This is a genomic window from Gilliamella sp. B3172, from assembly GCF_026536465.1.
In the GTDB taxonomy this organism is placed as follows: Bacteria; Pseudomonadota; Gammaproteobacteria; order Enterobacterales; family Orbaceae; genus Gilliamella.
Genome location: NZ_JAFNOA010000003.1, coordinates 191901 through 217442 on the forward strand (window position 1 = coordinate 191901; position 25542 = coordinate 217442).

At 37.9% G+C, this 25542-nt stretch carries 22 protein-coding genes and 1 pseudogene; 18 read left to right on the top strand and 5 right to left on the bottom strand.

What is annotated here, in order from left to right:
* Nucleotides 1-8: 8 nt before the first annotated feature.
* A complete protein-coding gene (locus tag J3U37_RS05550) occupies nucleotides 9-1148 on the bottom strand; it encodes an amidohydrolase (protein ID WP_267373722.1) in 1140 nt (379 codons plus the stop codon).
* Between the two features lie 183 nt (nucleotides 1149-1331).
* Here J3U37_RS05550 and J3U37_RS05555 point away from each other — a divergent pair, with 183 nt between their 5' ends.
* Nucleotides 1332-2180, top strand: a complete 849-nt coding sequence (locus J3U37_RS05555) for a MetQ/NlpA family ABC transporter substrate-binding protein (RefSeq protein ID WP_220219004.1) — start codon at nucleotides 1332-1334, stop codon at nucleotides 2178-2180.
* Between the two features lie 31 nt (nucleotides 2181-2211).
* Here J3U37_RS05555 and J3U37_RS05560 read toward each other — a convergent pair whose 3' ends face one another.
* Nucleotides 2212-2544, bottom strand: a complete 333-nt coding sequence (locus tag J3U37_RS05560; RefSeq protein WP_220219005.1) for a rhodanese-like domain-containing protein — start codon at nucleotides 2542-2544, stop codon at nucleotides 2212-2214.
* Between the two features lie 1061 nt (nucleotides 2545-3605).
* Complete coding sequence (gene pepN / locus J3U37_RS05565) at nucleotides 3606-6242, bottom strand: aminopeptidase N (protein ID WP_267373725.1); 2637 nt, start codon at nucleotides 6240-6242, stop codon at nucleotides 3606-3608.
* 155 nt (nucleotides 6243-6397) lie between these two features.
* Between pepN and pncB the strand changes: the two genes are divergently transcribed.
* The 6 genes from pncB (at nucleotide 6398) to mdtH (ending at nucleotide 13833) form a co-directional block, all read left to right on the top strand.
* Nucleotides 6398-7591, top strand: coding sequence for a nicotinate phosphoribosyltransferase (gene pncB / locus J3U37_RS05570; RefSeq protein ID WP_267373727.1), 1194 nt, complete (start codon nucleotides 6398-6400; stop codon nucleotides 7589-7591).
* A 162-nt stretch (nucleotides 7592-7753) separates the two neighbouring features.
* On the top strand, nucleotides 7754-9157 hold the full coding sequence (gene asnS, locus J3U37_RS05575; protein WP_220219008.1) for an asparagine--tRNA ligase: 1404 nt from the start codon (nucleotides 7754-7756) through the stop codon (nucleotides 9155-9157).
* Between the two features lie 303 nt (nucleotides 9158-9460).
* A complete protein-coding gene (locus J3U37_RS05580; RefSeq protein WP_267373730.1) occupies nucleotides 9461-10567 on the top strand; it encodes a porin in 1107 nt (368 codons plus the stop codon).
* Nucleotides 10568-10886: 319 nt separating this feature from the next.
* Nucleotides 10887-12026 carry a porin gene (locus tag J3U37_RS05585; RefSeq protein WP_220219010.1) on the top strand — a complete coding sequence of 380 codons (1140 nt, stop codon included), beginning with the start codon at nucleotides 10887-10889 and terminating at the stop codon, nucleotides 12024-12026.
* 136 nt (nucleotides 12027-12162) lie between these two features.
* The gene (locus J3U37_RS05590; protein WP_220219011.1) at nucleotides 12163-12621 is read left to right on the top strand and encodes a methylglyoxal synthase; all 459 of its coding nucleotides are present in this window, start codon (nucleotides 12163-12165) and stop codon (nucleotides 12619-12621) included.
* Nucleotides 12622-13833 (top strand): multidrug efflux MFS transporter MdtH, encoded by a 1212-nt coding sequence (gene mdtH, locus J3U37_RS05595; RefSeq protein WP_220219012.1) that lies wholly within the window; start codon nucleotides 12622-12624, stop codon nucleotides 13831-13833.
* Here mdtH and J3U37_RS05600 read toward each other — a convergent pair.
* On the bottom strand, nucleotides 13811-14590 hold the full coding sequence (locus tag J3U37_RS05600) for a class II glutamine amidotransferase (protein ID WP_267373733.1): 780 nt from the start codon (nucleotides 14588-14590) through the stop codon (nucleotides 13811-13813). The two genes, mdtH and J3U37_RS05600, sit on opposite strands and share 23 nt — an antisense overlap.
* A gap of 1 nt (nucleotide 14591) precedes the next feature.
* Entirely contained in the window at nucleotides 14592-15167 is a 576-nt protein-coding gene (lpcA, locus tag J3U37_RS05605; RefSeq protein WP_220219014.1) for a D-sedoheptulose 7-phosphate isomerase, read from the bottom strand.
* 398 nt (nucleotides 15168-15565) lie between these two features.
* Between lpcA and ribE the strand changes: the two genes are divergently transcribed.
* From ribE to gorA, 11 genes and pseudogenes are all read left to right on the top strand, one after another.
* The gene (gene ribE / locus J3U37_RS05610) at nucleotides 15566-16036 is read left to right on the top strand and encodes a 6,7-dimethyl-8-ribityllumazine synthase (protein WP_294832750.1); all 471 of its coding nucleotides are present in this window, start codon (nucleotides 15566-15568) and stop codon (nucleotides 16034-16036) included.
* Nucleotides 16037-16049: 13 nt separating this feature from the next.
* Complete coding sequence (nusB, locus tag J3U37_RS05615; RefSeq protein WP_366518656.1) at nucleotides 16050-16460, top strand: transcription antitermination factor NusB; 411 nt, start codon at nucleotides 16050-16052, stop codon at nucleotides 16458-16460.
* A 21-nt stretch (nucleotides 16461-16481) separates the two neighbouring features.
* Nucleotides 16482-17534: a TrmH family RNA methyltransferase gene (locus J3U37_RS05620; protein WP_220219016.1), complete on the top strand. Its 1053-nt coding sequence runs from the start codon at nucleotides 16482-16484 to the stop codon at nucleotides 17532-17534.
* Between the two features lie 127 nt (nucleotides 17535-17661).
* A complete protein-coding gene (nadR, locus tag J3U37_RS05625) occupies nucleotides 17662-18597 on the top strand; it encodes a multifunctional transcriptional regulator/nicotinamide-nucleotide adenylyltransferase/ribosylnicotinamide kinase NadR (RefSeq protein ID WP_267335495.1) in 936 nt (311 codons plus the stop codon).
* Nucleotides 18598-18659: 62 nt separating this feature from the next.
* Complete coding sequence (gene ubiE, locus J3U37_RS05630; RefSeq protein WP_220219018.1) at nucleotides 18660-19436, top strand: bifunctional demethylmenaquinone methyltransferase/2-methoxy-6-polyprenyl-1,4-benzoquinol methylase UbiE; 777 nt, start codon at nucleotides 18660-18662, stop codon at nucleotides 19434-19436.
* Nucleotides 19437-19450: 14 nt separating this feature from the next.
* On the top strand, nucleotides 19451-20992 hold the full coding sequence (gene ubiB / locus J3U37_RS05635; RefSeq protein ID WP_220219019.1) for a ubiquinone biosynthesis regulatory protein kinase UbiB: 1542 nt from the start codon (nucleotides 19451-19453) through the stop codon (nucleotides 20990-20992).
* A 73-nt stretch (nucleotides 20993-21065) separates the two neighbouring features.
* Nucleotides 21066-21290, top strand: a complete 225-nt coding sequence (gene tatA / locus J3U37_RS05640) for a twin-arginine translocase TatA/TatE family subunit (RefSeq protein ID WP_370634036.1) — start codon at nucleotides 21066-21068, stop codon at nucleotides 21288-21290.
* 3 nt (nucleotides 21291-21293) lie between these two features.
* A pseudogene (tatB, locus tag J3U37_RS05645) lies at nucleotides 21294-21614 on the top strand (Sec-independent protein translocase protein TatB); the annotation flags it as partial.
* A gap of 14 nt (nucleotides 21615-21628) precedes the next feature.
* Entirely contained in the window at nucleotides 21629-22399 is a 771-nt protein-coding gene (tatC, locus tag J3U37_RS05650; protein WP_220219021.1) for a twin-arginine translocase subunit TatC, read from the top strand.
* Nucleotides 22400-22446: 47 nt separating this feature from the next.
* Nucleotides 22447-23871, top strand: a complete 1425-nt coding sequence (hldE, locus tag J3U37_RS05655; protein ID WP_267373734.1) for a bifunctional D-glycero-beta-D-manno-heptose-7-phosphate kinase/D-glycero-beta-D-manno-heptose 1-phosphate adenylyltransferase HldE — start codon at nucleotides 22447-22449, stop codon at nucleotides 23869-23871.
* 307 nt (nucleotides 23872-24178) lie between these two features.
* A complete protein-coding gene (gene gorA, locus J3U37_RS05660) occupies nucleotides 24179-25531 on the top strand; it encodes a glutathione-disulfide reductase (RefSeq protein WP_267373735.1) in 1353 nt (450 codons plus the stop codon).
* Nucleotides 25532-25542 lie beyond the last annotated feature (11 nt).

Below are 25542 nucleotides of genomic sequence, written 5' to 3' on the forward strand. Positions count from 1 at the left end.
TTTCGTTCCTATCGATTCTGTGCTAATTGTATAAGTGCTTGCTGCGCCAATTGGGATAAATAGTTGGCTGCGGGCATTATCATGTCTTGATTTATTTGGAATTTTGGATGATGAAGCGAATAAGAACTTTGTGAACCAAGATTGATAAATGCACCCGGCAAATGATGTAAATAGTGGGCAAAATCTTCACCGCCAAGTTGTGGTTTAAAATCAATAATATCATAACCAACTTGTTTGGCAACTTTTTGAGCAAATTCAACCCATTCGGCCACATTGATAATGGAAGGCGGGCCGTCAAACCACCTTAATTCGGCTTTACCGCCCATGGCAATGGCGATATTTTCAATAATAGTCGCCAACTGTTGTTTTACTTTGGCACGAATTTCAGGGGTTAATGTTCTGACAGTACCTTCCATTTCAACTTTTTCAGGTATGACATTCCAAGTATTTCCGCCTTGAAATTTGGTAATGCTGACTATGACCGCATCTAATCCACTGACCGTACGGCTGGAAATAGTCTGTATTGCGCTGATAATTTGTGCGCCAATGACAATCGGGTCAACGCCCGATTCAGGCCTTGCCGCATGCGCACCGACGCCAGTTACGGTGATTTCGATTCGATCAACATTAGCGGAAAATGCGCCGGCTCGTGATGCCATTTGATTAATCGTTAAGTTGGGATTATTGTGCAGACCTAAGATAGCATCTACCCCATTTAGGGCGCCAATGTCGATAAATTGCAAGGCGCCGGTGAAGTTCTCTTCTGCCGGTTGAAACAGTAAGCGAACAGTGCCTTTTAAGTGTTTTTCTTGCTGTTTTAATAAATAAGCTGCGCCCATTAAAATGGTGGCATGCACATCGTGTCCACAGGCATGCATGACATCGGCTGTTTTAGAGCGGTAGGCGCAATTGGTTTGCTCATTAATCGGTAACGCATCAATATCTGCCCGCAGTGCAAGCACCGGCGAGCCGGTGCCAATTTCGGCAATAACGCCGGTTTTAGCGCCTAATTCTAAGATGCGGATGTGTGCTTTTTCCAAATAGGCGCGTAGTGTTTTTGTTGTTTCAAACTCTTGATTGGATAATTCAGGATGTTGATGCAACGTGGTAAAAAGCTCTCTAAGCGTATCTGCAAGTGACGAATTCATGTTATACCCAACGCTAATTAATTATTGATAGTTTTTACAGTAACATAGCTTAATTTGTCACCCTAATAATCGTTTTTTATATCTTATTCCTAAAAGTTATAAGTTAGAAGAACATGGAATAACTGAATGGTTTTTTCTATGTTAGAGTGTGTTTATGTTTTTAGACTGTTGAGGGTTGTTCAAATGAAAGCGGGATTTATCAAACAAACATTTATTAAGCGTGCAGCCGTGGTCGCTTTATTTAGTACAATATTTTTAATCAGTGCGTGTGATAACTCATCGGGAAAAGCCGATAATCAAACGAAAAAAGAGATCAGTATGGGCGTCTCACCCGGTCCTTATAATGACCTTTTTAAAGATGCCGTCAAACCGATCCTTGAATCTGAAGGATATAAAGTAAAATTGGTTAACTTTCCACATTTGTTAGAGTCAGATGTTGCCTTAAGTGAAGGAAGTATTGATCTAACCGTGGCACAACACACCGCCTATATGAATGTGTTTAATGCACAGCGTAAAGCGAATTTAAAACCTGTTGTGCATGTTCCTTCTGTGCCGGCGGCGATATTTTCTAATAAATATACTTCGTTAAATCAGGTTTTTGCCGGCGCTAAAGTGGCTATACCACAAGATGCATCGAATGCCGCCCGCTCTTATAATTTGCTTGAAAAAGCCGGTTGGATAAAGTTGAAACCGAACAGTAATCCGATTATTGTCAGTAAAAATGATGTGGCGGAAAATATTGCCGGTATTGAAATTATTGAAATGGATTCGGCGAATATTCCTCGGGTGCTTAATGAAATCGATTTTGCGGTTATACCCGGCAGTATTGTCTATTCAGCCAATATTGATTCAAAAACCGCATTATTATCAGAAACCATTATTCCGGATTTAGAAATCATGGTTGTGGTAAATGGCGGTAATGAAAATAGCCAGTGGGCTCAAGATGTGAAGCGTATTTATCAATCGCAACAATTTAAAGATTATATGAAAACCCATAATCAAAACGGTTATTGGGTAATGCCACAAGAATAGTCAAGTTAAAGCCCGTTGCATTACGGGCGTTTTAATATCTTGGCATCAGCTTATCAACGGTTAATGCCCACGCATCGATCCCACCACTTAAATTGTAAAGGTGTTGAGTTTCAAAACCATTCTCAGCTAAATAGTTGGCAACATTCAGGCTTCTTACACCATGATGACAATAGATCACAATATCAATTTCATCCGGGATTTGATCAAGATAAAGTGGAATTAAATTCATCGGAATATGAGTTGCCCCCGCAATTGCGCAGATCGCAACTTCGTTAGGCTCGCGTACATCAAGTAAAAATAACGGAGTTTTCTGATTTAGTTTTTCAGAAAGCTCGGTAGCTGTTAGTGTGTTTATATTATTCATTATGTCAAACTCGTTATAATTCTTGTCAAGAACTTTCAGAAAATACCTATGTTTAAGTAAAAATACAATAGCTTCTGTTATTGCATCAGTAATACTTATCTTTCTATTTTAATTCAGTTAAAAGCCCTGTCGGTGTTGGGCTTTGCCTTAATTATTGGGTTAAATTCATTTTAATTCTTGTCAAGAAGTTTCAGAAAATACCTATGTTTAAGTAAAAAATACAATAGCTTTTATTACTGTACCAATAATACTTATCTTTCTATTTTAATTCAGTTAAAAGCCCTGTCGGTGTTGGGCTTTGCCTTAATTATTGGGGTAAATCCATTATAATTCTTGTCAAGAAGTTTCAGAAAATACCCATGTTTAAGTAAAAACACAATAGCTTTTGTGACTGCACCAATAATACTTATCTTTCTATTTTAACTCAGCTAAAAGCCCTGTCAGTGTTGGGCTTTTGTCTTAATTATTGGGGTAAATTCATTTTAATTTTTGTCAAGAAGTTTCAGAAAATACCTATGTTTAAGTAAAAATACAATAGCTTTTATTATTGTACCAATATTACTATCTTTCTATTTTAATTCAGCTAAAAGCCCTGTCAGTGTTAGGCATTTGTCTTAATTATTGGGTTAAATTCAATTTAATTCTTGTCAATAAGTTTCAGAAAATACCTATGTTTAAGTATAAAACACAATAGCTTCTGTTACTGCACCAATAATACTGTCTTTCTATTTTAATTCAGCTAAAAGCCCTGTCAGTGTTAGGCTTTTGTCTAAATGATTGGGTTAAATTCATTTTAATTCTTGTCAAGAAGTTTCAGAAAATACCTATGTTTAAGTAAAAAATACAATAGCTTTTATTACTGTACCAATAATACTTATCTTTCTATTTTAATTCAGTTAAAAGCCCTGTCGGTGTTGGGCTTTTGTCTTAATTATTGGGTTAAATTCATTTTAATTCTTGTTAAGAAGTTTCAGAAAATACCTATGTTTTAGTATAAAGCCCTGGTTTTACACGCCATGATCTCATCATGCTAAAGCATTAACATGATGAGATAGGGGGGATTATGCCGCTAGCGCTTTGCTGATTTTCTCAAATAAATCTTTTGATAGATTGTCCAGTTTTAGCAATGATTCCAGTGCGTTGCGCATTTGTTGTTGGCGTTGTTGGTCATAACGTTTCAATCTGATTAATGGATCGATTAGTCTTGCTGCAACTTGTGGATTTTTTTGATTTAGTTCTGTCAAAATTTCAACTAAAAATTGATAACCACTACCGTCAGTTGCATGGAATGCAACCGGATTATTATTCACAAAAGCACCGATGAGTGAACGAATCCGGTTTGGATTGCTGAGCGTGAACGAGCGATGGGTAAGCAGTTTTTTAACCGTTGACAGGACATGTTGGTCCGGACTGGTTGCGTTTAACGATAACCATTTATCCATAACCAAACCATCTTGGTGCCATTTATTGTCAAAATCGGCTAAAAGTTCTTGCCGGCAATCAAGCTGCGCTTTGACCGCAGTCGATAGTGCGGCAATTGAATCGGTCATATTATTAGCCTGATAATATTGTTGGCTAACTAACTGATTGACTTGTGCGCGCTCATTTGAATAAGCGAGTAGCATCAAACAGGCATTTTTTAAAGATCGTTTAGCGATATCGTTATGCTCTATTCGATAATTGTCGAGTTTATTATGGCGGTAAACGGCTGTTAATTCGTCATATAACGCATTGCCAAAACGAGTCAATAAAAACTGGCGGACTTGGTAAATGGCAATTGGGTCAACGATGTTAAACAGATTCGCCAGTTCGTTTTCTGAAGGTAGTGTAATGATTTGAGCAATTAACGCCGGATCGGTTGATTCAGACAAGAGCGTCGCTCTGAAAGCATCAACGACCGCATCAGGTAGGTTTAGCGCTCTATTTTGTTGGTAATTTTCAACATTGGTTTGTACGTATTTATTTAACAACATTTGTGCTGCATCATAACGGCTAAATGCATTGGTTGCATGTTGCATCAAGAAAATTAAGTCATTATCTTGATAATCATAGTGCATTTTAACCGGTGCGGAAAAATCTCGGAGTAGTGAAATAATCGGTTTTTGCTCGATATTATCAAAAACAAACTGTTGTTTGGCTTCGGTTAAATTTAATACATGATTAATCGCTTGCTGATTATGTGTCAGGGCAATTGTTTCGCCATTATGTTGATACAACTCGATATCAACCGGAATATGCAGCGGGCTTTTTTGTGCTTGATCTTGCGTCGCCGGGGTTGTTTGCTCAATGGTTAAGGTGTACTGTTTGGCGTTTGCATCATAACTATCGGTTATGGTTAATTGCGGTGTGCCCGATTGGCTGTACCATAATTTAAATTGCGTTAAGTCAATACCCGAAGCATCTTGAATTGCGGCGACAAAATCGTCACAAGTCGCTGCGCTGCCGTCATGACGCTTGAAATAGAGTTTCATTCCGGCTTGAAATTTCTCTTCACCTAATAGGGTGTGCATCATGCGAATAACTTCAGCCCCTTTTTCATAGACGGTGACGGTGTAGAAATTGTTCATTTCAATCACTTGATCCGGACGAATAGGGTGCGACATTGGGCTGGCATCTTCGGCAAATTGTACTGTACGCAGTAATTTGACATCGGCAATACGCTTAACCGCTCTTGATCCTTGATCGGCAGTAAACTCTTGATCTCTAAATACAGTTAAGCCTTCTTTTAAACTTAATTGGAACCAATCCCGACAAGTAACACGATTGCCTGTCCAGTTATGAAAATATTCATGACCAATGACCGATTCAATGCCGATATAATCATCGTCAGTGGCGGTTTGTGGTTTGGCCAGTACATATTTAGAATTGAAGATATTGAGTCCTTTGTTTTCCATTGCGCCCATGTTGAAAAAATCAACCGCCACAATCATGAAAATATCTAAATCGTATTCTAAGTCAAATCGGGTTTCATCCCAGCGCATGGCATTTTTTAAGCTGGTCATTGCCCAGTGCGAACGGTCTAAATTACCTTTATCAACGTAAATTTCAAGCTCGACTTTACGATTTGATCGAGTGATAAACTCATCTTTTAAAATATCAAAATCTCCGGCAACTAAGGCAAATAAGTAAGCTGGTTTTGGAAACGGATCTTGCCATTGTACCCAATGACGTCCGTCAGCAAGTTCACCTTGAGCAATGCGATTACCATTGGAAAGCAGATAAGGATACTGTTGTTTATTGGCTGTGATTCGAGTTGAAAAACGGGCTAAGACATCTGGTCGGTCCAGATAATAAGTGATGTGGCGAAAGCCTTCGGCTTCACACTGTGTACATAGCGCTTCGCCGGAAACATATAATCCTTCCAGTGCGGTATTATCAATCGGTTTAATTTCATTAACAATTGTTAAGGTAAATTCATCTGAAGGAACATGATGAATAATGATGCCACTATCGGTGATTTGATAATCTGTCCAAGGTTGTTCATCAATATTTATAGAGACTAATTTTAAATCTTCGCCATCTAACACCAAATCTTTTGCTTGTGCATTTTTTTGGATAACCCGGCTACGAGCGGTTACAGTTGTAATGTCGGCTGACAGATTAAAATCAAGATCGATGTCAGTAATGGTAAAATCCGGCGCCTTATAATCCAGACGATATTTTGCCGTTGGTTGGGTATGGGGTTTGTTTGTACTCATTATTATTAACCTTATTAATCAAACACAATTAATCTTCAATTTAGTTTACTAGTATAGCCTAATAAAAATAATCTTATTAGATAATTGATCTATCTCTTCACTATTATTCTGCTATAATCTTTGCAATTTTATAAATGTACTGATAATAGATTCACATGTTACCAGCTATAATTACATCAATACTTGATACTGATGCTTATAAATTGCATATGCAACAAGCTGTTTTTCATCACTATCCGAATGCGACTGTGGTTGCTGAATTTCGATGCCGTAGTGATGATTTATTAGGCCACTATGCAGATCAAATAAAGCATCAAGTTAAATTAATGGAATCATTAACTCTCACTGATGATGAGTTTAACTATTTGTCCAACATCTCTTTTTTTCAAGCTGACTATTTGAATTGGTTAAAAAATTGGCGATTTAATAGCGATTTATTAACTATTCGCAATGAAAATGGCCGGTTAGTTATCCGAATTGAAGGCAAATGGTTAGATGTGATCTTATGGGAAGTGCCACTGCTGGCGGTTATCAGCGAAATTGTCCACCATGATCGTTCGCCTCATATCGGCGTAGCTGAGGCAATAGATCGATTGAAAGACAAACTGGAAATATTTAACCAGCAAACGGCAAATATCGATATGTCCGGGTTTAATTTAATGGACTTTGGTACACGTCGTCGCTATTCATTTGCCGTGCAAGAAGCCGTTATCGGTTATTTAAAAGACCATTTTGATAATTTTCATAGTACCAGTAATTATTTATTGGCTTATCGTTTGGGGCTGACGCCGGTGGGTACGCAAGCGCATGAATGGTTTCAAGCGCATCAGCGTTTAAGTCCGTCTTTACCAGATTGTCAAAAAACTGCGCTACAGGTTTGGTTAGATGAGTATCCTAATGATTTAGGGGTGGCTTTAACCGATTGTATTACTATGGATGCGTTTTTGCGGGATTTTGATTGGCATTTTGCCTCTCACTATCAAGGGCTGCGCCATGATTCGGGTGATCCGATTCAATGGGGTGAAAAGGCGATCAGCCATTACCAGCAGCTGGGTATCGATCCTAAAAGTAAGTTATTAGTCTTTTCTGACAGCCTCAATTTTGATAAAGCGCTGAAAATTTATCAGCATTTTAATCAGCGAGTAAAATTGGCCTTTGGCATCGGCGGTCATCTGGCATGTGATATTCCCTCGACAGTGGTTAATACGAAAGCCTTAAATATTGTTATAAAATTGACTGAGTGTAATCGTCAGTCAGTCGCTAAATTATCGGACAGTCCCGGTAAAACCATATCGCAAGACCAAGCTTTTATCGATGAATTAAAGCGTACTTTTAGGGTTAAGCATTGACAATTAACGTTATGTTAATGTCAAAAAAATCAGTAATTACGTTTTTTGCATATCAACTTATTTGGGTGCTTACTTAATCAAGTTGCGAAACATCATTTAGCAAAAACACGATTACTTAAATTATGATGAATAGATAAATTAATATAGAGATGGATAATTAAAATGAATTCAGTTGCACCTATTGTTGACGTGCTTCAAGGCAAAATTGCTGTTGGGAGCACTATTTCTGTACAAGGTTGGGTAAGAACCCGACGTGATTCTAAAGCCGGCATTTCATTTTTAGCTGTATATGACGGGTCATGTTTTGATTCTATCCAAGCTGTAATTGAAAAAGATCTGGCAAATTATGAACAAGATATTTTACGCCTAACTGCTGGCTGTTCAGTCAAAGTCACCGGTAAAGTGGTTGAATCACCGGGGCAAGGTCAAAAATATGAACTGCAAGCTACGCAGGTTGAAGTTTATGGTTTTGTTGACGATCCGGAAACTTACCCAATGGCGGCAAAACGTCACTCCATAGAGTATTTACGTGAAGTTGCCCATTTACGAGCCAGAACAAATATTGTTGGTGCCATTACTCGTGTACGTCATACTTTAGCGCAAGCTATCCACCAGTTCTTTGATGAGCGAGGCTTTTTTTGGCTTTCAACTCCGATTATTACCGCATCGGATACCGAGGGGGCTGGCGAAATGTTTCGTGTGTCCACGCTCGATATGTTAAATCTGCCAAAAACGGATAGCGGTAAAGTTGATTTTGATAAAGACTTTTTCGGTAAAGAAGCATTTTTAACCGTATCGGGGCAATTAAATGCTGAAACTTATGCTTGTGCATTGTCAAAAGTGTATACCTTTGGTCCAACTTTTAGAGCTGAAAACTCCAACACAACCCGCCATTTAGCTGAGTTTTGGATGATGGAGCCGGAAGTCGCCTTTGCTGATCTTGATGATAACGCTAAACTTGCTGAAGATATGCTTAAGTATGTATTTAAAGCGGTGCTTGAAAAACGCGCTGATGACATGCAGTTTTTTGCTCAGCATATCGATAAAGAGGCAATTAATCGTCTTGAAAGCTTTATTAATGCCGATTTTGCTCAAGTTGATTACACTGATGCAATTACCATTTTACAAAACTGTGGGGCAAAATTTGAAAACCCGGTGAGTTGGGGTATCGATTTAGCGTCGGAGCATGAGCGTTATTTAGCTGAACAACATTTTAAAGCGCCGGTAGTGGTAAAAAACTATCCGAAAGATATCAAAGCGTTTTATATGCGCATGAATGATGACGGCAAAACGGTGGCCGCAATGGATGTGTTAGCGCCCGGTATCGGTGAAATCATTGGCGGTTCACAACGTGAAGAGCGTTTAGACATGTTAGATAAACGTATGGATGAAATGGGGCTGAAAAAAGAAGATTATTGGTGGTATCGTGACTTGCGTCGTTATGGCACTGTACCTCATTCTGGTTTTGGTCTTGGTTTTGAGCGACTGATTGTTTATGTCACCGGGGTACAAAATGTCAGGGATGTGATCCCATTCCCGAGAACGCCACGTAATGCGCATTTTTAACGTAAAAATAAACCGGCAAATTGCCGGTTTATTTAATCTAACTTATTGTAGTGTAATTTGATTTTTGTAAAATTTGTAAAAATAGTTGAAAAAGTAATCAAACAGTCGATATTTTAGACTTAGACACTGCATTTAACGAAAAGTTCACTTGATTTTAAAAAAAATTTATACATAATTTACAGTACTTGAATAAAGTACATAAAAATAATAATCGAATTATTATTTTTGGATGAATTATTGTAATGAAATTGACACTAAACTTATGGGACGTGTCTTTTTAGAAAATAACCATGAGGGTAAGAAATGAAACGTAATCTATTAGCAATCGCTATTCCCGCGCTTTTAGTAGCAGCTAGCGCAAATGCATCTATCGAAGTTTGGAACAAAGACGGTAATAAAGTTGATTTTTATGGTCGAGTAAAAGCAGCTAACAACATTACTGATCGCGGACAAGTTGGTGAAGGTGATGATACTTCAGCTCGTTTAGGTATGTCTGGCCAAACTCAAATCACTGACAGCCTTACTGGTTATGGCCGTTGGGAATACGAAGCTAAAGCAGGTAAAGATTCACATAACGAAGTTCGTTATGCATTTGCTGGTTTAAACTTCGGTGATTTAGGTTCATTCGACTATGGTCGTAATGACGGTGTAGTTAAAGCAATCACTGCTTACACTGACGTATTACCACAATTTGGTGGTGACGCAGCTAACAACGACTGGCATGTATTATCTGCACGTACTAAAGCCGTTGCTACATACCGTAACAACAACTTCTTTGGTTTATCTGACGACTTCAGCTTTGCTCTTCAATATGCAGACAACGGTGATAACTCAAATACAAAAGACGCTATCCATAGTGGATCAAGAGAAGCTTACGGTGCTAACGCTCAATGGCGTATTTTTGACACTGGTCTAACTGCTGGTGCAGCTTATGCTCGTTCATCTTCAAGCTACTACCGTCACAGCACTTGGACTGCTGGTCTTAAATATGAAAACTACGATTTATATTTAGGTGCTAACTACTTCCAAAGCAAGTTAAAAAATCGTGTAGCTTATAATGATGGAACTGAAGATCTTAAAGTTAAAGGTTTTGAATTAGTTGCTCAATATGGTTTCGACTTAGAAGTGGGTCGTTTAACTCCATCTTTAGCTTATGTTCAACATAAAGTAAGCAGCGATCATTCTCGTTACTACGATCATTCTTCAAGCTCACCTTTAGTTAAATATGTATCTTTAGGTGCAACTTATGATCTTAACAAAAACTTCAGCGCAATTGTTGAATACAAATTCAACTTACTTGATCGTAAAGACGTTGGTGCAGCTGAAAACACTAAAGTACAACGTGGTAAACATGAAAACAAACCAGGTACTAAAGATGTGTTAGGTGTTGGTTTAATTTACCAATTCTAATTGCTTAAGACTTAATTCTTAAAACTTAATAAAAAGGGCACTTCGGTGCCTTTTTTTTCGCCTTCTATTAATCTTTTCAAACAAAAACACATTTTATGCTTAAAAAATTTGATATTTAAGATTAAAATAAACGTAAATTCGCAGAATTAATCTAATTATCATTGTTAAATAGATAGTGTGTACAATAAAATCTATATACTACATATTAAGAATAGATATCACAGTAATAATATAATTGCTATTAGCTAGCAGTTATTTATTAAATCGAGAGCAAAGTAATTTGCATCTTCAATAATAAAATACCTAAGAGGGTAACAAAATGAAACGTAATCTATTAGCAATCGCTATTCCTGCGCTTTTAATTGCAGGTACTGCTGGCGCTTCTATCGAAGTGTGGAATAAAGACGGTAATAAAGTTGACTTTTATGGTCGAGTTTATGCCTTAAATTATATTACTGATCGTAACAACCAAACAGGCGAAGGCGACAAAACTACTGCACGTCTAGGTATGTCTGGTCAAACTCAAATTACTGACAGTTTAAGTGGTTATGGCCGTTGGGAATACGAAGCAAAAACAGGTGCTGATGCAGATAACGAAACTCGTTATGCTTACGCCGGTTTAAACTTTGGTGACCTTGGTTCATTCGATTATGGTCGTAATGACGGTGTGTTAAAAACCTTAACTTCTTATACTGACGTTTTACCTGAGTTTGGTGGTGATGCTTCTGATAACAATCTTTATGCATTAACTGCACGTACTAAAGCGGTTGCAACTTACCGTAACTCTGACTTCTTCGGTCTAGTAGACGGTCTTCGTTTTGCTGTTCAGTATGCGGATAATGGTGATAATAGTTCAACTGGTCGTTTCAATAAACACGATCGTAATGGCCACAATAGTGCAGAAGCATGGGGTGCCGTGGTTGATTGGGATGTGTTAGAAACTGGTTTATCAGTTGGTGCCGGTTATGCACAAACTGGTGGTCATAAAGATGCTAAAGCTTGGTCTGCTGGTGTTAAATATGCCAATGATAACCTTTACTTAGCTGCATTATATATTCAAGGCAAACAAAAATATGGTTGGGATAATGGATCAGCGTCAACTAATGCTGATGATTTAAAAACCAAAGGTTATGAATTTGTTGCACAATATGGTATCGACTTCGAAGTGGGTCGTTTAACACCATCTGTTGCTTATATTCAACACAAAGTAAGCGATGCATCTCGTTATTCAAGCGATGCTGGTCTTAAAGGTAATGACTTAGCAAAATATGTTGATGTTGGTTTAACTTATGACTTCAACAAAAACTTACAAGCTCTTATCGATTATAAAATCAACTTGTTAGATAAAGATGATATCGGTGCTCGTCGTGCTTTATATAATGACAGCACATTTAGCAAATCACAAATCAAAGCTACAACAAAAGATACTGTAGCACTTGGTTTAATTTACCAATTCTAATTGATTGCAATTTGCTATCAAGTAAAAGGCACTTCGGTGCCTTTTTTATTGGCTTTATTTTAATCAAATATTTCTTGCACTTTCGTCGATACTCTGTTAAAAATTGCAAAGATAATAATAGATTAGGATAAAATCAATGCGCTTAACCACCCGTATATTACCTGCCAAAAAGAGTATCGCTTTAGTCGCTCACGACCACTTAAAAGATTCACTGCTTGAATGGTGCAAGAAAAATTATCATGAACTGACTCATCACCATTTATGTGGCACCGGCACTACCGGTACTTTAATTAAAAAAGAGACGGGACTTGAAATTACCCCTATGTTAAGTGGACCAATGGGCGGGGATCAACAAATAGGCGCTTTAATTGCAGAAGGTAAAATCGATATTCTTATCTTTTTTTGGGATCCGCTTAATGCAGTTCCGCATGACCCCGATGTTAAGGCGTTACTTCGCCTGTCAACCGTCTGGAATATACCGGTGGCGACTAATCAAGCAACAGCTAACGCTTTAATACAATCATCTATTTTTGCTCAAGAGGTCGAAATAGAGATCCCGGACTATCAAGGTTATTTAGCGCAAAGAGTCAAATAGATGCCAATTCCTTCGCAAATCCGTAAAACCGGTCGAAAAATATTATTATTTGATAATTTATTTATCGTATTAGGATTTTATGTCGTTTTTCCGCTGGTTTCGACTCATTTTGTCAGTCAAGTAGGCTGGAGTGCATTATTTGTCGGTTTTGCTTTAGGATTTCGGCAATTTGTACAACAAGGCTTTGGTATTATTGGCGGTGCCATAGCCGATAGATTTGGCGCTAAGCCAATGATCGTCACCGGTATGTTTTTGCGTTCCATTGGTTTTATCTCTATGGCAGTTGCTAACGAACCATGGTTATTACTGCTATCGTGCTTGCTCTCGGCACTTGGCGGTTTATTGTTTGATCCGCCACGTATGGGATTAACCATTAAATTTACTCGACCGCATGAGCGTGGTAAGTTTATCTCTTTGCTAATGATACAAGATAATGCTGGTGCGGTGATAGGTGCCTTAATAGGCGGTTTGCTGATCGATTATGATTTTCATCTGGTCTGTTGGTGCGGCGCATTTATCTTTTTCTTATGTGGCATTTTTAATGTTATCTATTTGCCGGCCTACCATATCGCAATTGGTAAAGCGCCCATTATCAATGGGATGAAAATGGTTGTCAAAGATCGCAAATTTACCCGTTATGTGTTGACCTTGACCGGTTATTATGTGCTTTGGGTGCAGATCATGTTGATGTTGCCTTTAACTATAACCAATGTGTCGGGCAGTCCTGGTTATGTCAAATGGATGTATGCCATTCAAGCTTGCATATCATTAGTGTTACTTTATCCATTGGCACGATTAAGTGAGCGCTATTTCCGATTAGATCAAAGACTTAAATTTGGTCTGTTTCTGATGACTTTTGCCTTTATTATCATTGGTTTTACGCATCATTTATCTATCTTGTTGTCTCTTATTGCACTGTTTTATTTAGGGGCAATTATTGCTGAGCCTGCGAGAGAAACACTATCAACAGTATTAACCAATCCGAAAGCAAAAGGAAGCTATATGGGATTTAGCCGACTAGGCTTAGCTTTAGGCGGATTTATTGGCTATACCGGTGCCGGCTGGTTATATGATGTTGCGCAGGCGATAGGTTTCCCGCATCTTCCATGGATAGTCCTAACCTTTGTCGGCTTGCTGACTTTGGGGTATTTACAATATCTATTTAAAGATGAACAACCTATGGTACGTATTAAGACCAGGAAGATTGGATAATCTCACCATTTTTAAATAACATCGCATCGCCGGTATTTAATTTATGCCATGTTTCATTCGAAGTTAATGGCAAAGTCGAAATAATAGTGACCACATCATCAGGTGTGGTATGTTTTTGAAAATCAATTTCCACATCTTCGTCAATCAATTTTGCTTTACCAAATGGTGCTCGGCGAGTGATCCAGTGCAAATTGGTTGAACAATACGCAAAAACATATTGTCCGTCAGACAGTAACATATTAAATATCCCTAGCTTATTTAACTCATCAGCACACTGTCTAATGTCATCAAAGAGTTTGATATCATCAGTCGGTTTTTTCGGATATTTTTTAAGTAATTGATTGATCAAATAGCAAAAAGCATACTCGCTATCGGTCATGCCTACCGGCTCAAAAATACCCCTGTCTAAACTTTCATAATCGGTTAATTGACCATTGTGAGCAAATGTCCAATTTTTCCCCCATAATTGTCGAGTAAAAGGGTGGGTGTTTTCTAATGCCACTCCACCCCGATTCGCTTGACGGATATGGGCGATAACTGCGGTGGATTTGATTGGGTAGTTTTGTACCATTTTAGCGATAGGCGAATAGCTACATGGCTCCGGATCTTTAAATGTCCGGCAGCCTTTTCCTTCATAAAAAGTGATGCCCCAACCATCTTTGTGGGGCCCTTTATCGCCGCCACGTTTGATTAAACTGGTAAAGCTAAAACAGATATCGGTTGGTACATTGGCACTCATACCCAATAGTTCGCACATTTTAAGCCATCTCTTTTTCAATTAGCATTATAAGAATATGGATAACTTTGATATGGATTTCTTGTACTCGATCGGCATAGCCAAAGTGTGGTACACGAATATCGACATCAGCCAGTCCATTCATTTTTCCACCATCTTTACCGGTTAAGGTGATAATCTTCATGCCTTTTTGTTTTGCCGCTTCGATGGCTTTTAGTACATTTGTTGAATTACCGGAAGTTGAAATACCTAACAGCACATCCCCCTTTTGCCCAACACCTTCAACGTAACGAGAAAAGATATAATCGAAACCAAAATCGTTACCTACGCACGATATATGGCTAACATCAGATATGGCAATGGCTGGGTAGGCAGGGCGGTTATCACGATAACGGCCGGTTAATTCTTCAGCAAAGTGCATTGCATCACAATGAGAACCACCATTTCCGCACGATAAAACTTTTCCGCCTTGTTTAAAACTATCAGCAATTAAAATAGCGGCTTGCTGAATTTGTTCAAGATTTTTATTATCCGAAACAAAATTGGCTAACACGTCAATAGCTTGGTTTAACTCATCACGAATATTATCAATGTACATTAATATAACCTCATAAATAGAAATTCTATTTAGTATTGTAAATCGTTCAAAATAGCTTGCAAGCGATAAAAAATAAAATGCCTATCCTTGTCAAGAAGTTTCAGAAATAACCTATGTTTAAGCATAATTTTTCTGAGAAAAATCCTAGAGTTAAACAGCTGTTATTTTTGCCTTACTCTTTTTCCAAAAATAAAATGATTTGATTGGTTAAATGTTATCGATCAATTTTCAAAAAATTATTTATTAAAACGTTGTTGTAGCGTTATATCCTAATAGGACAAGCCTTTAAATTGTGATAAAATAGCAAGATTATTTTCGCTTACCGTAATAGTTAAATAAGTGGTAATTAGATAATTGTGAGTTAAATAGCATTTAAAATTAATCTATAAGGAATTGATATGCAAACAGTAAAAGGTAAAGTTGCGGCACCCAAAGCTAAAGTAGCTATAATCGTCGCTCGTTTTAATCATTTTATTAATGACAGTTTAGTTAATGGCGCTGTTGATGCATTGACCCGTATCGGGCAAGTTGATGATAAAAATATTACTGTAATTTGGGTTCCGGGCGCTTATGAAATTCCACTTGCTGCTAAAGCCGCAGCACAATCAAAAAAATATGATGCTATTGTTGCTTTAGGCACAGTGATTCGTGGTAGTACTGCGCATTTTGATTTTGTTGCTGGTGAGTCAAGTTCTGGCTTATTAAGCGCCAGTTTAGATTTTTCAATTCCGGTAGGGTTTGGTATTTTAACAACTGAAAGTATAGAACAAGCTATTGAACGTGCAGGCACTAAAGCCGGTAATAAAGGCGCTGAAGCTGCTTTAACTGCACTGGAAATGCTAAATATTATTAAAGCAATTAAGGAGTAATTTAGTGGCGTTAGTGAATCCTCGTCGCCGTGCAAGAGAGTGTGCCGTTCAAGCAATTTACTCTTGGCAAATTTCACGCAATGATCTTGCTGATGTTGAAGCAAGTTTTATGGCTGAGCAAGATATGAAAGGCGTTGATGCCAAATATTTTAGAGAGTTACTTAGTGGTGTGGCTAAAAACACTGCTGAACTCGATGAAAAAATGTCACCTTATTTGACCGAACGTAGTGTTGATGAGTTAGGGCAAGTCGAGTTAGCCATTTTAAGAATTGCACTTTATGAATTAATGAAACGTCATGATGTGCCATATAAAGTTGTGATTAATGAAGCTATTGATCTAACCAAAACGTTTGGCGCTCAAGAGAGCCATAAATTTATTAATGGTGTTTTAGATAAAATTGCACCCACTATACGTACTCGCTAACTGAACAATATTGAGACAAATATGAACGATAATACTGAAAAAAATAAACCCACTGTTTACTATGCTAAAAAACAAGAGAATCCAAAACACTCTTTTGCGACTAAAGAGAAATCGAAAAATAGCCGAAATAAGCATAGGGAAGATTCTTTTCAGTCTAATTCAAGAAGCAAACGTGATTTTAATGATCGCATTGAAACGTTTCGACCTAATGTTAGTGGCAGAAAACCAGATAACAAAGCTCGATCCGATCAATCTCAATATGATTTAAATGATTCACCATGGCAAAAGAAAGTTCGTAATAATGAGCAGACTCCGACTTTTGGGTTTGATGAGTATCGTCAACGTAAAGAAGAGTCTTTAGTCTATAGTGAAAACAGTTGTAAAGCGGTGTTTAAACATCGTCGTTTAGCGATAGTCAAACTGTTTATTACTCAAGAGATGACTTATCAATTTAAAGATTTAATTAATTGGTTAGTCAAGCAGCGTTTGGGCTATGATGTTGTATCATCTGAGCAAATCACTAAAATTACCCAGACTCCTCATCACGGTGGTGTGTGCTTAATTGTAAAAAAACGTGTTCCACTTAGTTTAATTGACTATTTAGCTAAACAAAGTGATAAAACTCAAGATTGCCTTTTGGCTATTGATGATGTGAATAATCCTCATAACTTAGGTGGTTTGATTCGTAGTGCGGCTTTTTTTGATGTAAATGGTGTAATGTTACGTCAAACCAATTTACTCGATAGTGGTGCTGCTATGCGGGTTGCCGAAGGGGGTATTGAAGCGGTTGAATCAATCAAAAGTGATGATTTTATTGCTTCGTTAGATCTATTAAAACAACATGGCTATCAAGTTGTTGCGCTATTACCGTGTCAGGTTAAATCAATGGCATCAACTGAGCTACATAAAGCACATTTTAATCAAAAAGTTGCTTTGGTCATTTTCCAGCAAATTAATTTAAAATTAGTTAATTGTGCTGATGTAGTTGTTCATCTTAAAGGAAATGATAATATGCCTGCACTCAATATTTCAGTTGCTACAGGGATTGTATTATCGCATTTGCAAAATCAGTAGTGAATATGTTGCAGATGAGTTGGATTAGCTTTTTTGTCATTTAATATTTCTAAATAGCATCATTTGAATAGAAAATGGTTATTTTTTCTGTACATTGGTAGCTAGTTATTCTGTTCTGGTAATCATTATGGTGTTGAAACATAAAGTTGGTTTAATTTTTGGTAAGTTTTATCCTTTACATTGTGGTCATATCTATCTGATTGAAAAAGCGATGAGTCAAGTTGATGAATTGCATATTATCCTTGGCTGCGAGGCTGAACGTGATAAACTCCTTTTTCAAAAAAGCCAATTACCAAAACAACCTCAAGTCTACGATCGCTTTTCTTGGTTACAAGAAACCTTCAAAGATCGTCACAATATTCATGTACATATTTTAGATGAAGCCGGTATTGAATCTTATCCCAATGGCTGGCGAGATTGGAGCGATCGTGTTAAACATATTTTAGCTGAGCACAAAATTGAACCTACCGTCGTGTTCACCAGTGAGCCGCAAGATGCTAAAAATCATGAACACTATTTTGGCTGTCCGGTTGTGATTGTCGATGCCGATCGTGATTTTGTTAATATTAGTGCGACAAAAATTCGTGAAAATCCTTATAAAAATTGGAATTTCATTGCAAAAGCGGCTAAACCTTTTTTCGTTAAAAAAGTCGCTATTATCGGACAAGGTAAATTTAACGATTTACCCCTTCAGCTTGCCAATATATACAATACTCAATATGTTTCTAATGGCTATATTAATTACATTCAACGCGAAATAACCACACCGCAACATCAGCGTTATTTAAGTGAAAATGATTATATGCGAATAGCTATGCTTCATGTTGAACGTGTGGCGAAAGCGGTCGAAACTGCCAATAAACTGGTCTTTACCTCGATTGATTTTGATAGTTTAGCGAAAAACTACTATCAGATTTTTAATAAACAAAGTGATGCGTTAAGAGATTTAAAAATCAATTGTCCTTTTGATTTAGTCATACATGAGTCAGATTTACCCGCAAATAGCTCACCTTTAGAGCATTTTGAAACGGTGACGAAAATGGTTGAGTCATTATTGATTTAGTTCATCACATTTATTAATGCTTATGCTAAAATACCCTAAATCTTTACGATAGGTGTATTTTTATGTCTCAATCTTCTGATAAACAAGATAATAATAATCAAGAGAAAATCGATTTCGGTTATACCCAAGTTTTAAAACAAGATAAAGTCAAACGTGTAGCAGAAGTTTTTCATTCGGTTGCAGATAAATATGATGTAATGAATGATTTGATGTCATTTGGGATTCATCGTATCTGGAAAAAAAACACCATTGAGTATAGCAGTGTCCGTAAAGGTCAAAAAGTTCTCGATCTTGCTGGTGGAACCGGTGACTTAACCGCTAAATTTGCCCAGTTAGTTGGTGATGATGGCTTAGTTGTGCTTGCCGATATCAATGAATCGATGTTAAAAGTTGGTCGTGATAAGTTACGTGATAAAGGCTTATTTAAAAACATTGAATATGTGCAAGCAAATGCTGAACAATTGCCGTTTGCCGATAACTATTTTGATTGTATTACTATTTCTTTTGGTTTACGAAATGTTACCGATAAAGAGAAAGCCCTGCGTTCGATGTGGCGAGTTCTAAAGCCGGGCGGACGATTATTAATTCTTGAGTTTTCCAAACCTCAATATCAAATCTTAAATAAAGCGTATGATTTGTATTCTTTTACCATGCTGCCATTAATGGGCAAATTGGTGGCCAATGATTCAGAAAGTTATCGCTATTTAGCTGAATCAATTAGAATGCATCCGGATCAAAAAACGTTGAAAAAGATGATGGAAGATGCCGGATTTGTTGATGTGAAATATCACAATATGACCGGTGGCATTGTCGCTTTACATATTGGCTTCAAATTCTAATACGATAAAACATCATGACATTTTTTCGACTTTATAAAATTCTGGCAATTTTTCGGGCTTATCGATTAGATGAGTTGTTGCCCGCTCATCAGTCATCCAAATGGCTGCGATTTTTATTGATCTGCTTATTTTGGGTCAGACCGAAAGCGAAACATCAACCAATTGGCGAACGCTTACGTCAAGCCCTTCACGAACTTGGTCCGGTTTGGATAAAGTTCGGGCAGATGATCTCGACAAGGCGTGACATATTACCTAAGCATATTGCCGATGCGCTGGCTAAGTTGCAAGATCAAGTCCCGCCTTTTGACGGGAAGATAGCGAAACAACTCATTGAGTCTGCTCTTGGTAAGCCTATTGATACCTATTTTTCCGATTTTGATGAAATTCCATTAGCTTCAGCGTCCATTGCGCAGGTACATACTGCGACATTAAAAAGTAGTCAAGCTGAAATAGTGATTAAGGTGTTGCGACCGAATATTTTGCCCGTGATTCAATCCGATATTCGATTGATGTATTGGGTGGCAAGACAGCTAACTAAACGCATCAAATTTGGTGAAAGGTTGCGTGCGGTTGAAATTGTTAATAATTATGAAGTAACGTTACTTAAAGAGCTCGATTTACAGCAAGAAGCCTATAATACTATTCGCCTGCGTGAAAACTTTATTAATAGCGATATTCTTTATATTCCTTACATCTATCAAGAGTTATCTCGTAAAACGATTTTAGTTGAACAGCGAGTTAGAGGCGTTGCGATTGCCAATATTGATGAGCTAAAACGCAATAACGTTAATATGAAATTACTCGCCGAGCGAGGTGTTCAAGCCTTTTTTACACAAGTATTTCGGGATAATTTTTTCCATGCAGATATGCACCCGGGTAATATATTTGTTGATATCACCGATCCGCAAAACCCTCGCTATATTGGTATTGATTGTGCCATTGTTGGCATTCTAACTGAAGAAGATCAGCGCTATTTAGCTGAAAATTTTCTGGCCTTTTTTAATCGTGATTATCGTAAGATTGCTGAAACTTATATCGCATCGGGCTGGGTACCGGAGACAACCGATCCCGCTGCGCTTGAAATGGCGATGCGCAATGTGTGCGAACCGGCTTTTGCAAAACCACTGGTGGAGATTTCGTTCTCACAAATATTATTGGATTTATTTCAAGTTGCCCGTCAGTTTGAAATGGACATTCAGCCGCAATTAACGTTGCTGGAAAAAACGTTATTTTATATCGAAGGATTAGGTCGTCAGTTATATCCTGAATTGGATTTGTGGCAAACAGCCAAACCTTTTTTAGAAAAATGGTATGAAGATAAATACAGTGCCAAAAAGATCTTACAACAAGCTTGGGCTTCACTGCCGGAATGGCGGGCAATTTTACCCAATTTACCGGCAAAATTGAATGATCAATCACGAATCACAAAGCAGATTAATCAACAATTAGTCAGCATCAATCAACAATTACAACGCAATAAGAAAAGCCAACGTTATTTATATTGTATCATTGCTGTTGTGAGTACTTTATGTGTTGCATTATTGATACTTCGCTAATATGGTCACTTTAGAATCTTATTATTTAAGTGTATAATTTATTTATTTAACCCCTTTGGAGATAGTCATTATTATGCTAAGTATGCCCAAACTCCTTATAATTATTGCCGTTATTGTATTATTGTTTGGAACGAAAAAACTACGCTCTTTAGGATCAGATCTTGGCGCATCGATTAAAGGTTTTAAAAAAGCCATGAATGATGATGACGAACAAGATAGCAAAAAAGAGGCAAGTGACAGTTCAGCAAAAGTTGAAGATCTGACTTCAACTGATGATGACAATAATAAAAAAGAGTAACTTATGTTTGACATAAGCTTTGGTCAATTATTATTAGTGCTCATTATTGGACTGGTTGTGCTTGGGCCTGAGCGCTTACCTGTGGCGATTAAAACCGTCGCTGGTTGGATTAAAGTTATGCGCCGCATGTCTGCAACCGTGCAATTAGAGTTAAGCAAAGAGCTGAAACTACAAGAGTTACAAGACAGCTTAAAAAAAGCTGAGCAAAGTGGTTTAAAAACCCTTACCCCTGAAATTCAAGAATCAATTGATGAATTAAAACGGGTGACCGAATCATTACAAAAAGAGATTGATTCGGCTACCCATATAGATATTGAACACTCAGACAAAGATAAATCATGACAGACGACGCAACTCAACCTTTAATTGGACATCTTGTTGAACTCAGAACACGGCTACTACGTTGCATAATCTGTATTTTAATCGTACTGGCTTGCTTACTCTATTTTTCGAATGATATTTACCATATTGTTGCTAATCCTTTGATTAGACAATTGCCTACCGGCAGTAGTATGATTGCAACTGACATTGCAGCGCCTTTTTTTACCCCAATAAAGTTAACTGCGGTTGTGGCAATATTTGTCTCGATTCCGTATGTGCTTTATCAAGTTTGGGGATTTATTGCCCCGGCACTTTATCAGCATGAAAAACGCTTAGTCATGCCACTGATTATTTCAAGTACGATTCTATTTTATATCGGTATTGCTTTTGCTTATTTTATGGTCTTTCCATTGGCATTTTACTTTTTTATTCATACCGCACCAGTGGATGTGGCAATTAATACCGATATTACCAAATATCTAGATTTTGTCATGACGCTTTTTGTTGTATTCGGATTTGCATTTGAAGTACCGGTAGCCATTATTTTACTTTGTTGGACAGGGGTGACAAATCCCCAAAGCCTACGAAAAAAACGCCCCTATATTATTGTTGGGGTTTTTGCCGTTGCGATGTTTGTTACACCACCGGATGTATTTTCACAAATCTTATTAGCAATACCAATTTGCTTATTATTTGAAATCGGTACTTTTTTTGCACGATTTTACCAACCACGTAAAAATAGCCAACTTGACAATGAAAGCCAACAAGATTTAAATGAAAATCAATAAATAGTTAAGTTATAGCTTAAATGACTAGTAAAGGATAACTCATCATAATGAAAACATCATTACCAGACTTTAATTTTGCCAATATTCTTGTTGTTGGTGACATTATGCTAGATCGCTACTGGTATGGCGGCACTAATCGTATTTCACCTGAAGCGCCGGTTCCGGTTGTGAAAATTGATGCGCTCGAAGAGCGTCCAGGTGGCGCTGCGAATGTGGCGATGAATATCACAGCGCTTGGCGGTCATGTGCGGCTCATTGGCTTAACAGGCATTGATGAGCCAGCTAAAATCCTTGATGAACAATTAACTCAATACCATGTGCAATGTGACTTTGTCTCGGTTTCAACGCATCCAACGATTACTAAATTAAGAGTGCTTTCTCGCAATCAACAGCTTATCCGAATTGATTTTGAAGAGGGCTTTGATAATGTAGATCCTTCGCCAATGCTCGAACGTATTAAAACTGCACTCGCCAGCCATAATGTATTGGTTTTGTCAGATTATGCCAAAGGAGCATTATCTTCTGTTCAAGCTATGATTCAACTGGCTAATCAAGCTAATGTGCCTATTTTAGTTGATCCTAAAGGAACAGATTTTGAACGTTATCGAGGCGCCACACTACTTACGCCAAATATGTCCGAATTTGAAGCGGTAGTGGGGCATTGCCAGAATGAAGAGCAGATCATCGAAAAAGGCTATGAGCTAATTAAGCGATTTGATCTCAAAGCATTACTGGTCACCCGTAGCGAAAAAGGCATGACGCTACTCCAGTTAGATAAGCCGGTTTATCACTTACCGACTCATGCCAAAGAAGTCTTTGATGTGACCGGAGCAGGCGATACCGTGATTGCTACATTAGCTACAGCGTTAGCCTCAGGCCAATCTTTAGAAGAAAGCTGCTTTTTAGCCAATGCCGCCGCAGGTGTGGTTGTGGGTAAACTAGGAACTTCAACCGTTTCTCAAATTGAGTTAGAAAATGCCATTCGAGCCCGTAAAAATAATGGTTTTGGGGTGATGACTGAAGATGAGTTAAAAGAAGAAGTCCGAAAAGCAAGGTTACGTGGCGAAAAAATTGTGATGACCAATGGTTGTTTTGATATCTTGCATGCAGGCCATGTCTCTTATCTTGCTAATGCCAGAAAACTTGGCGATCGCTTAGTCGTCGCTGTAAATAGTGATGAATCAGTAAAACAGCTCAAGGGTGAATCCCGACCAATTAACCCGTTAAGGCAACGTATGATTGTATTAGGCGCACTTGAATCAGTAGATTGGGTTGTGCCATTTGTTGAACAAACGCCACAGCGACTCATTAGCAATATTTTGCCTGATGTTTTGGTCAAAGGTGGCGACTATAAGCCGGAAGATATCGCTGGCGGTAAAGAGGTCATTGAAGCAGGTGGAACGGTAGAAGTTTTAAACTTTGAAGATGGTTGCTCCACCACAAATATTATCAATGCCATAAAAAATCAATAAACCATTCTTAGGCAAAATTGGCGACCAACAGGTGGCCAATTTTTTGTTTACAATGTCAATTCTCACCACTTTAGCTATCTGTTGTATTAACAACATGATGTACAAATCGTTTAGCTAAACATCTATCCAGTTTTTTAGATTAACAACAATCAGTGGCGCTTCGGTTGTTTAATTAAATAATTATTTATTTATTTTGATAATCAATAGATAATAACTATTGTTAAATTTTAGAATAAATGCTTTTTTTATTGCCCACTTTGTGCAAAGCTATTAACCATATTGAATCAGTAAGCTTAAAGGATAGATAATGACCAAACATTATGATTATATTGCTATCGGTGGCGGTAGTGGCGGTATTGCATCGGTTAACCGTGCAGCGTTATATGGCAAAAAATGTGCAATTATTGAAGCAAAATCATTGGGCGGAACGTGTGTTAATGTAGGCTGTGTTCCGAAAAAAATTATGTGGTATGGCGCGCAAATTGCCGAAGCAATCAATCATTATGGTCCCGACTATGGTTTTGATACCACTATTAATCAATTTAGTTGGGATAAATTATTAGCAAGCCGTGACGCTTATATCGATCGTGTACACCAATCGTATGACCGTGTGCTAACCAATAATAACGTAGATGTGATTTATGGCTATGCAAAATTTGTTGACTCACACACAATTGAGGTTAACGGTGAACAATACAGTGCCGATCATATTCTTATTGCGGTCGGTGGAAAGCCAACCATTCCGGACATCCCCGGCGCTGAATATGGTATCACGTCAGATGGATTTTTTGCCTTAAAAGCCTTACCTAAACGTGTGGCCGTGGTTGGGGCAGGTTATATTGCTTGTGAAATTGCCAGCGTTTTACATTCGCTAGGTGCGCAGACGCATCAATTTGTTCGTCAGGCAACACCTTTACGCAGTTTTGATCCACTGATTATTGAAACTTTAATGGAAGTGATTGCCGCTGAAGGTCAACGGTTACATACCTTTGCTATTCCAAAACAAGTGACTAAAAATAGTGATGATTCATTAACCCTAACATTGGAAAACGGTGAAAGTTATACTGTTGATTGTTTGATTTGGGCAATTGGTCGTCAGTCAGCCACTGGTGATATGAATCTAGAAGCTGCCGGCGTTGATGTTGATGATAATGGTTTTGTTATCGTCGATAAGTACCAAAATACTAATGTTGCAGGCATTTACTCGGTTGGTGATGATACCGGTGCCACCGCATTAACTCCTGTTGCCGTCGCTGCCGGACGTCGCTTGTCGGAACGACTTTTTAATAATAAAAAACATGAATATCTCGATTACACTAACATTCCAACCGTGGTATTTACTCATCCGGCTATAGGTACTGTTGGATTGACTGAACCGCAAGCTATTATTCAATACGGTCAAGAGAATGTAAAAGTTTATAAATCCACTTTTACCGCTATGTATACCGCTGTCACTGCACATCGTCAACCTTGCCGAATGAAGCTGGTTTGTGTGGGTAAAGATGAAAAAATTGTCGGTATTCATGGTATCGGTTATGGCATGGATGAGATATTACAAGGCTTTGCTGTCGCACTTAAAATGGGCGCAACCAAAAAAGACTTTGATAATACTGTGGCAATTCATCCAACTGCTGCTGAAGAGTTTGTCACTATGCGTTAATAAAATTAATG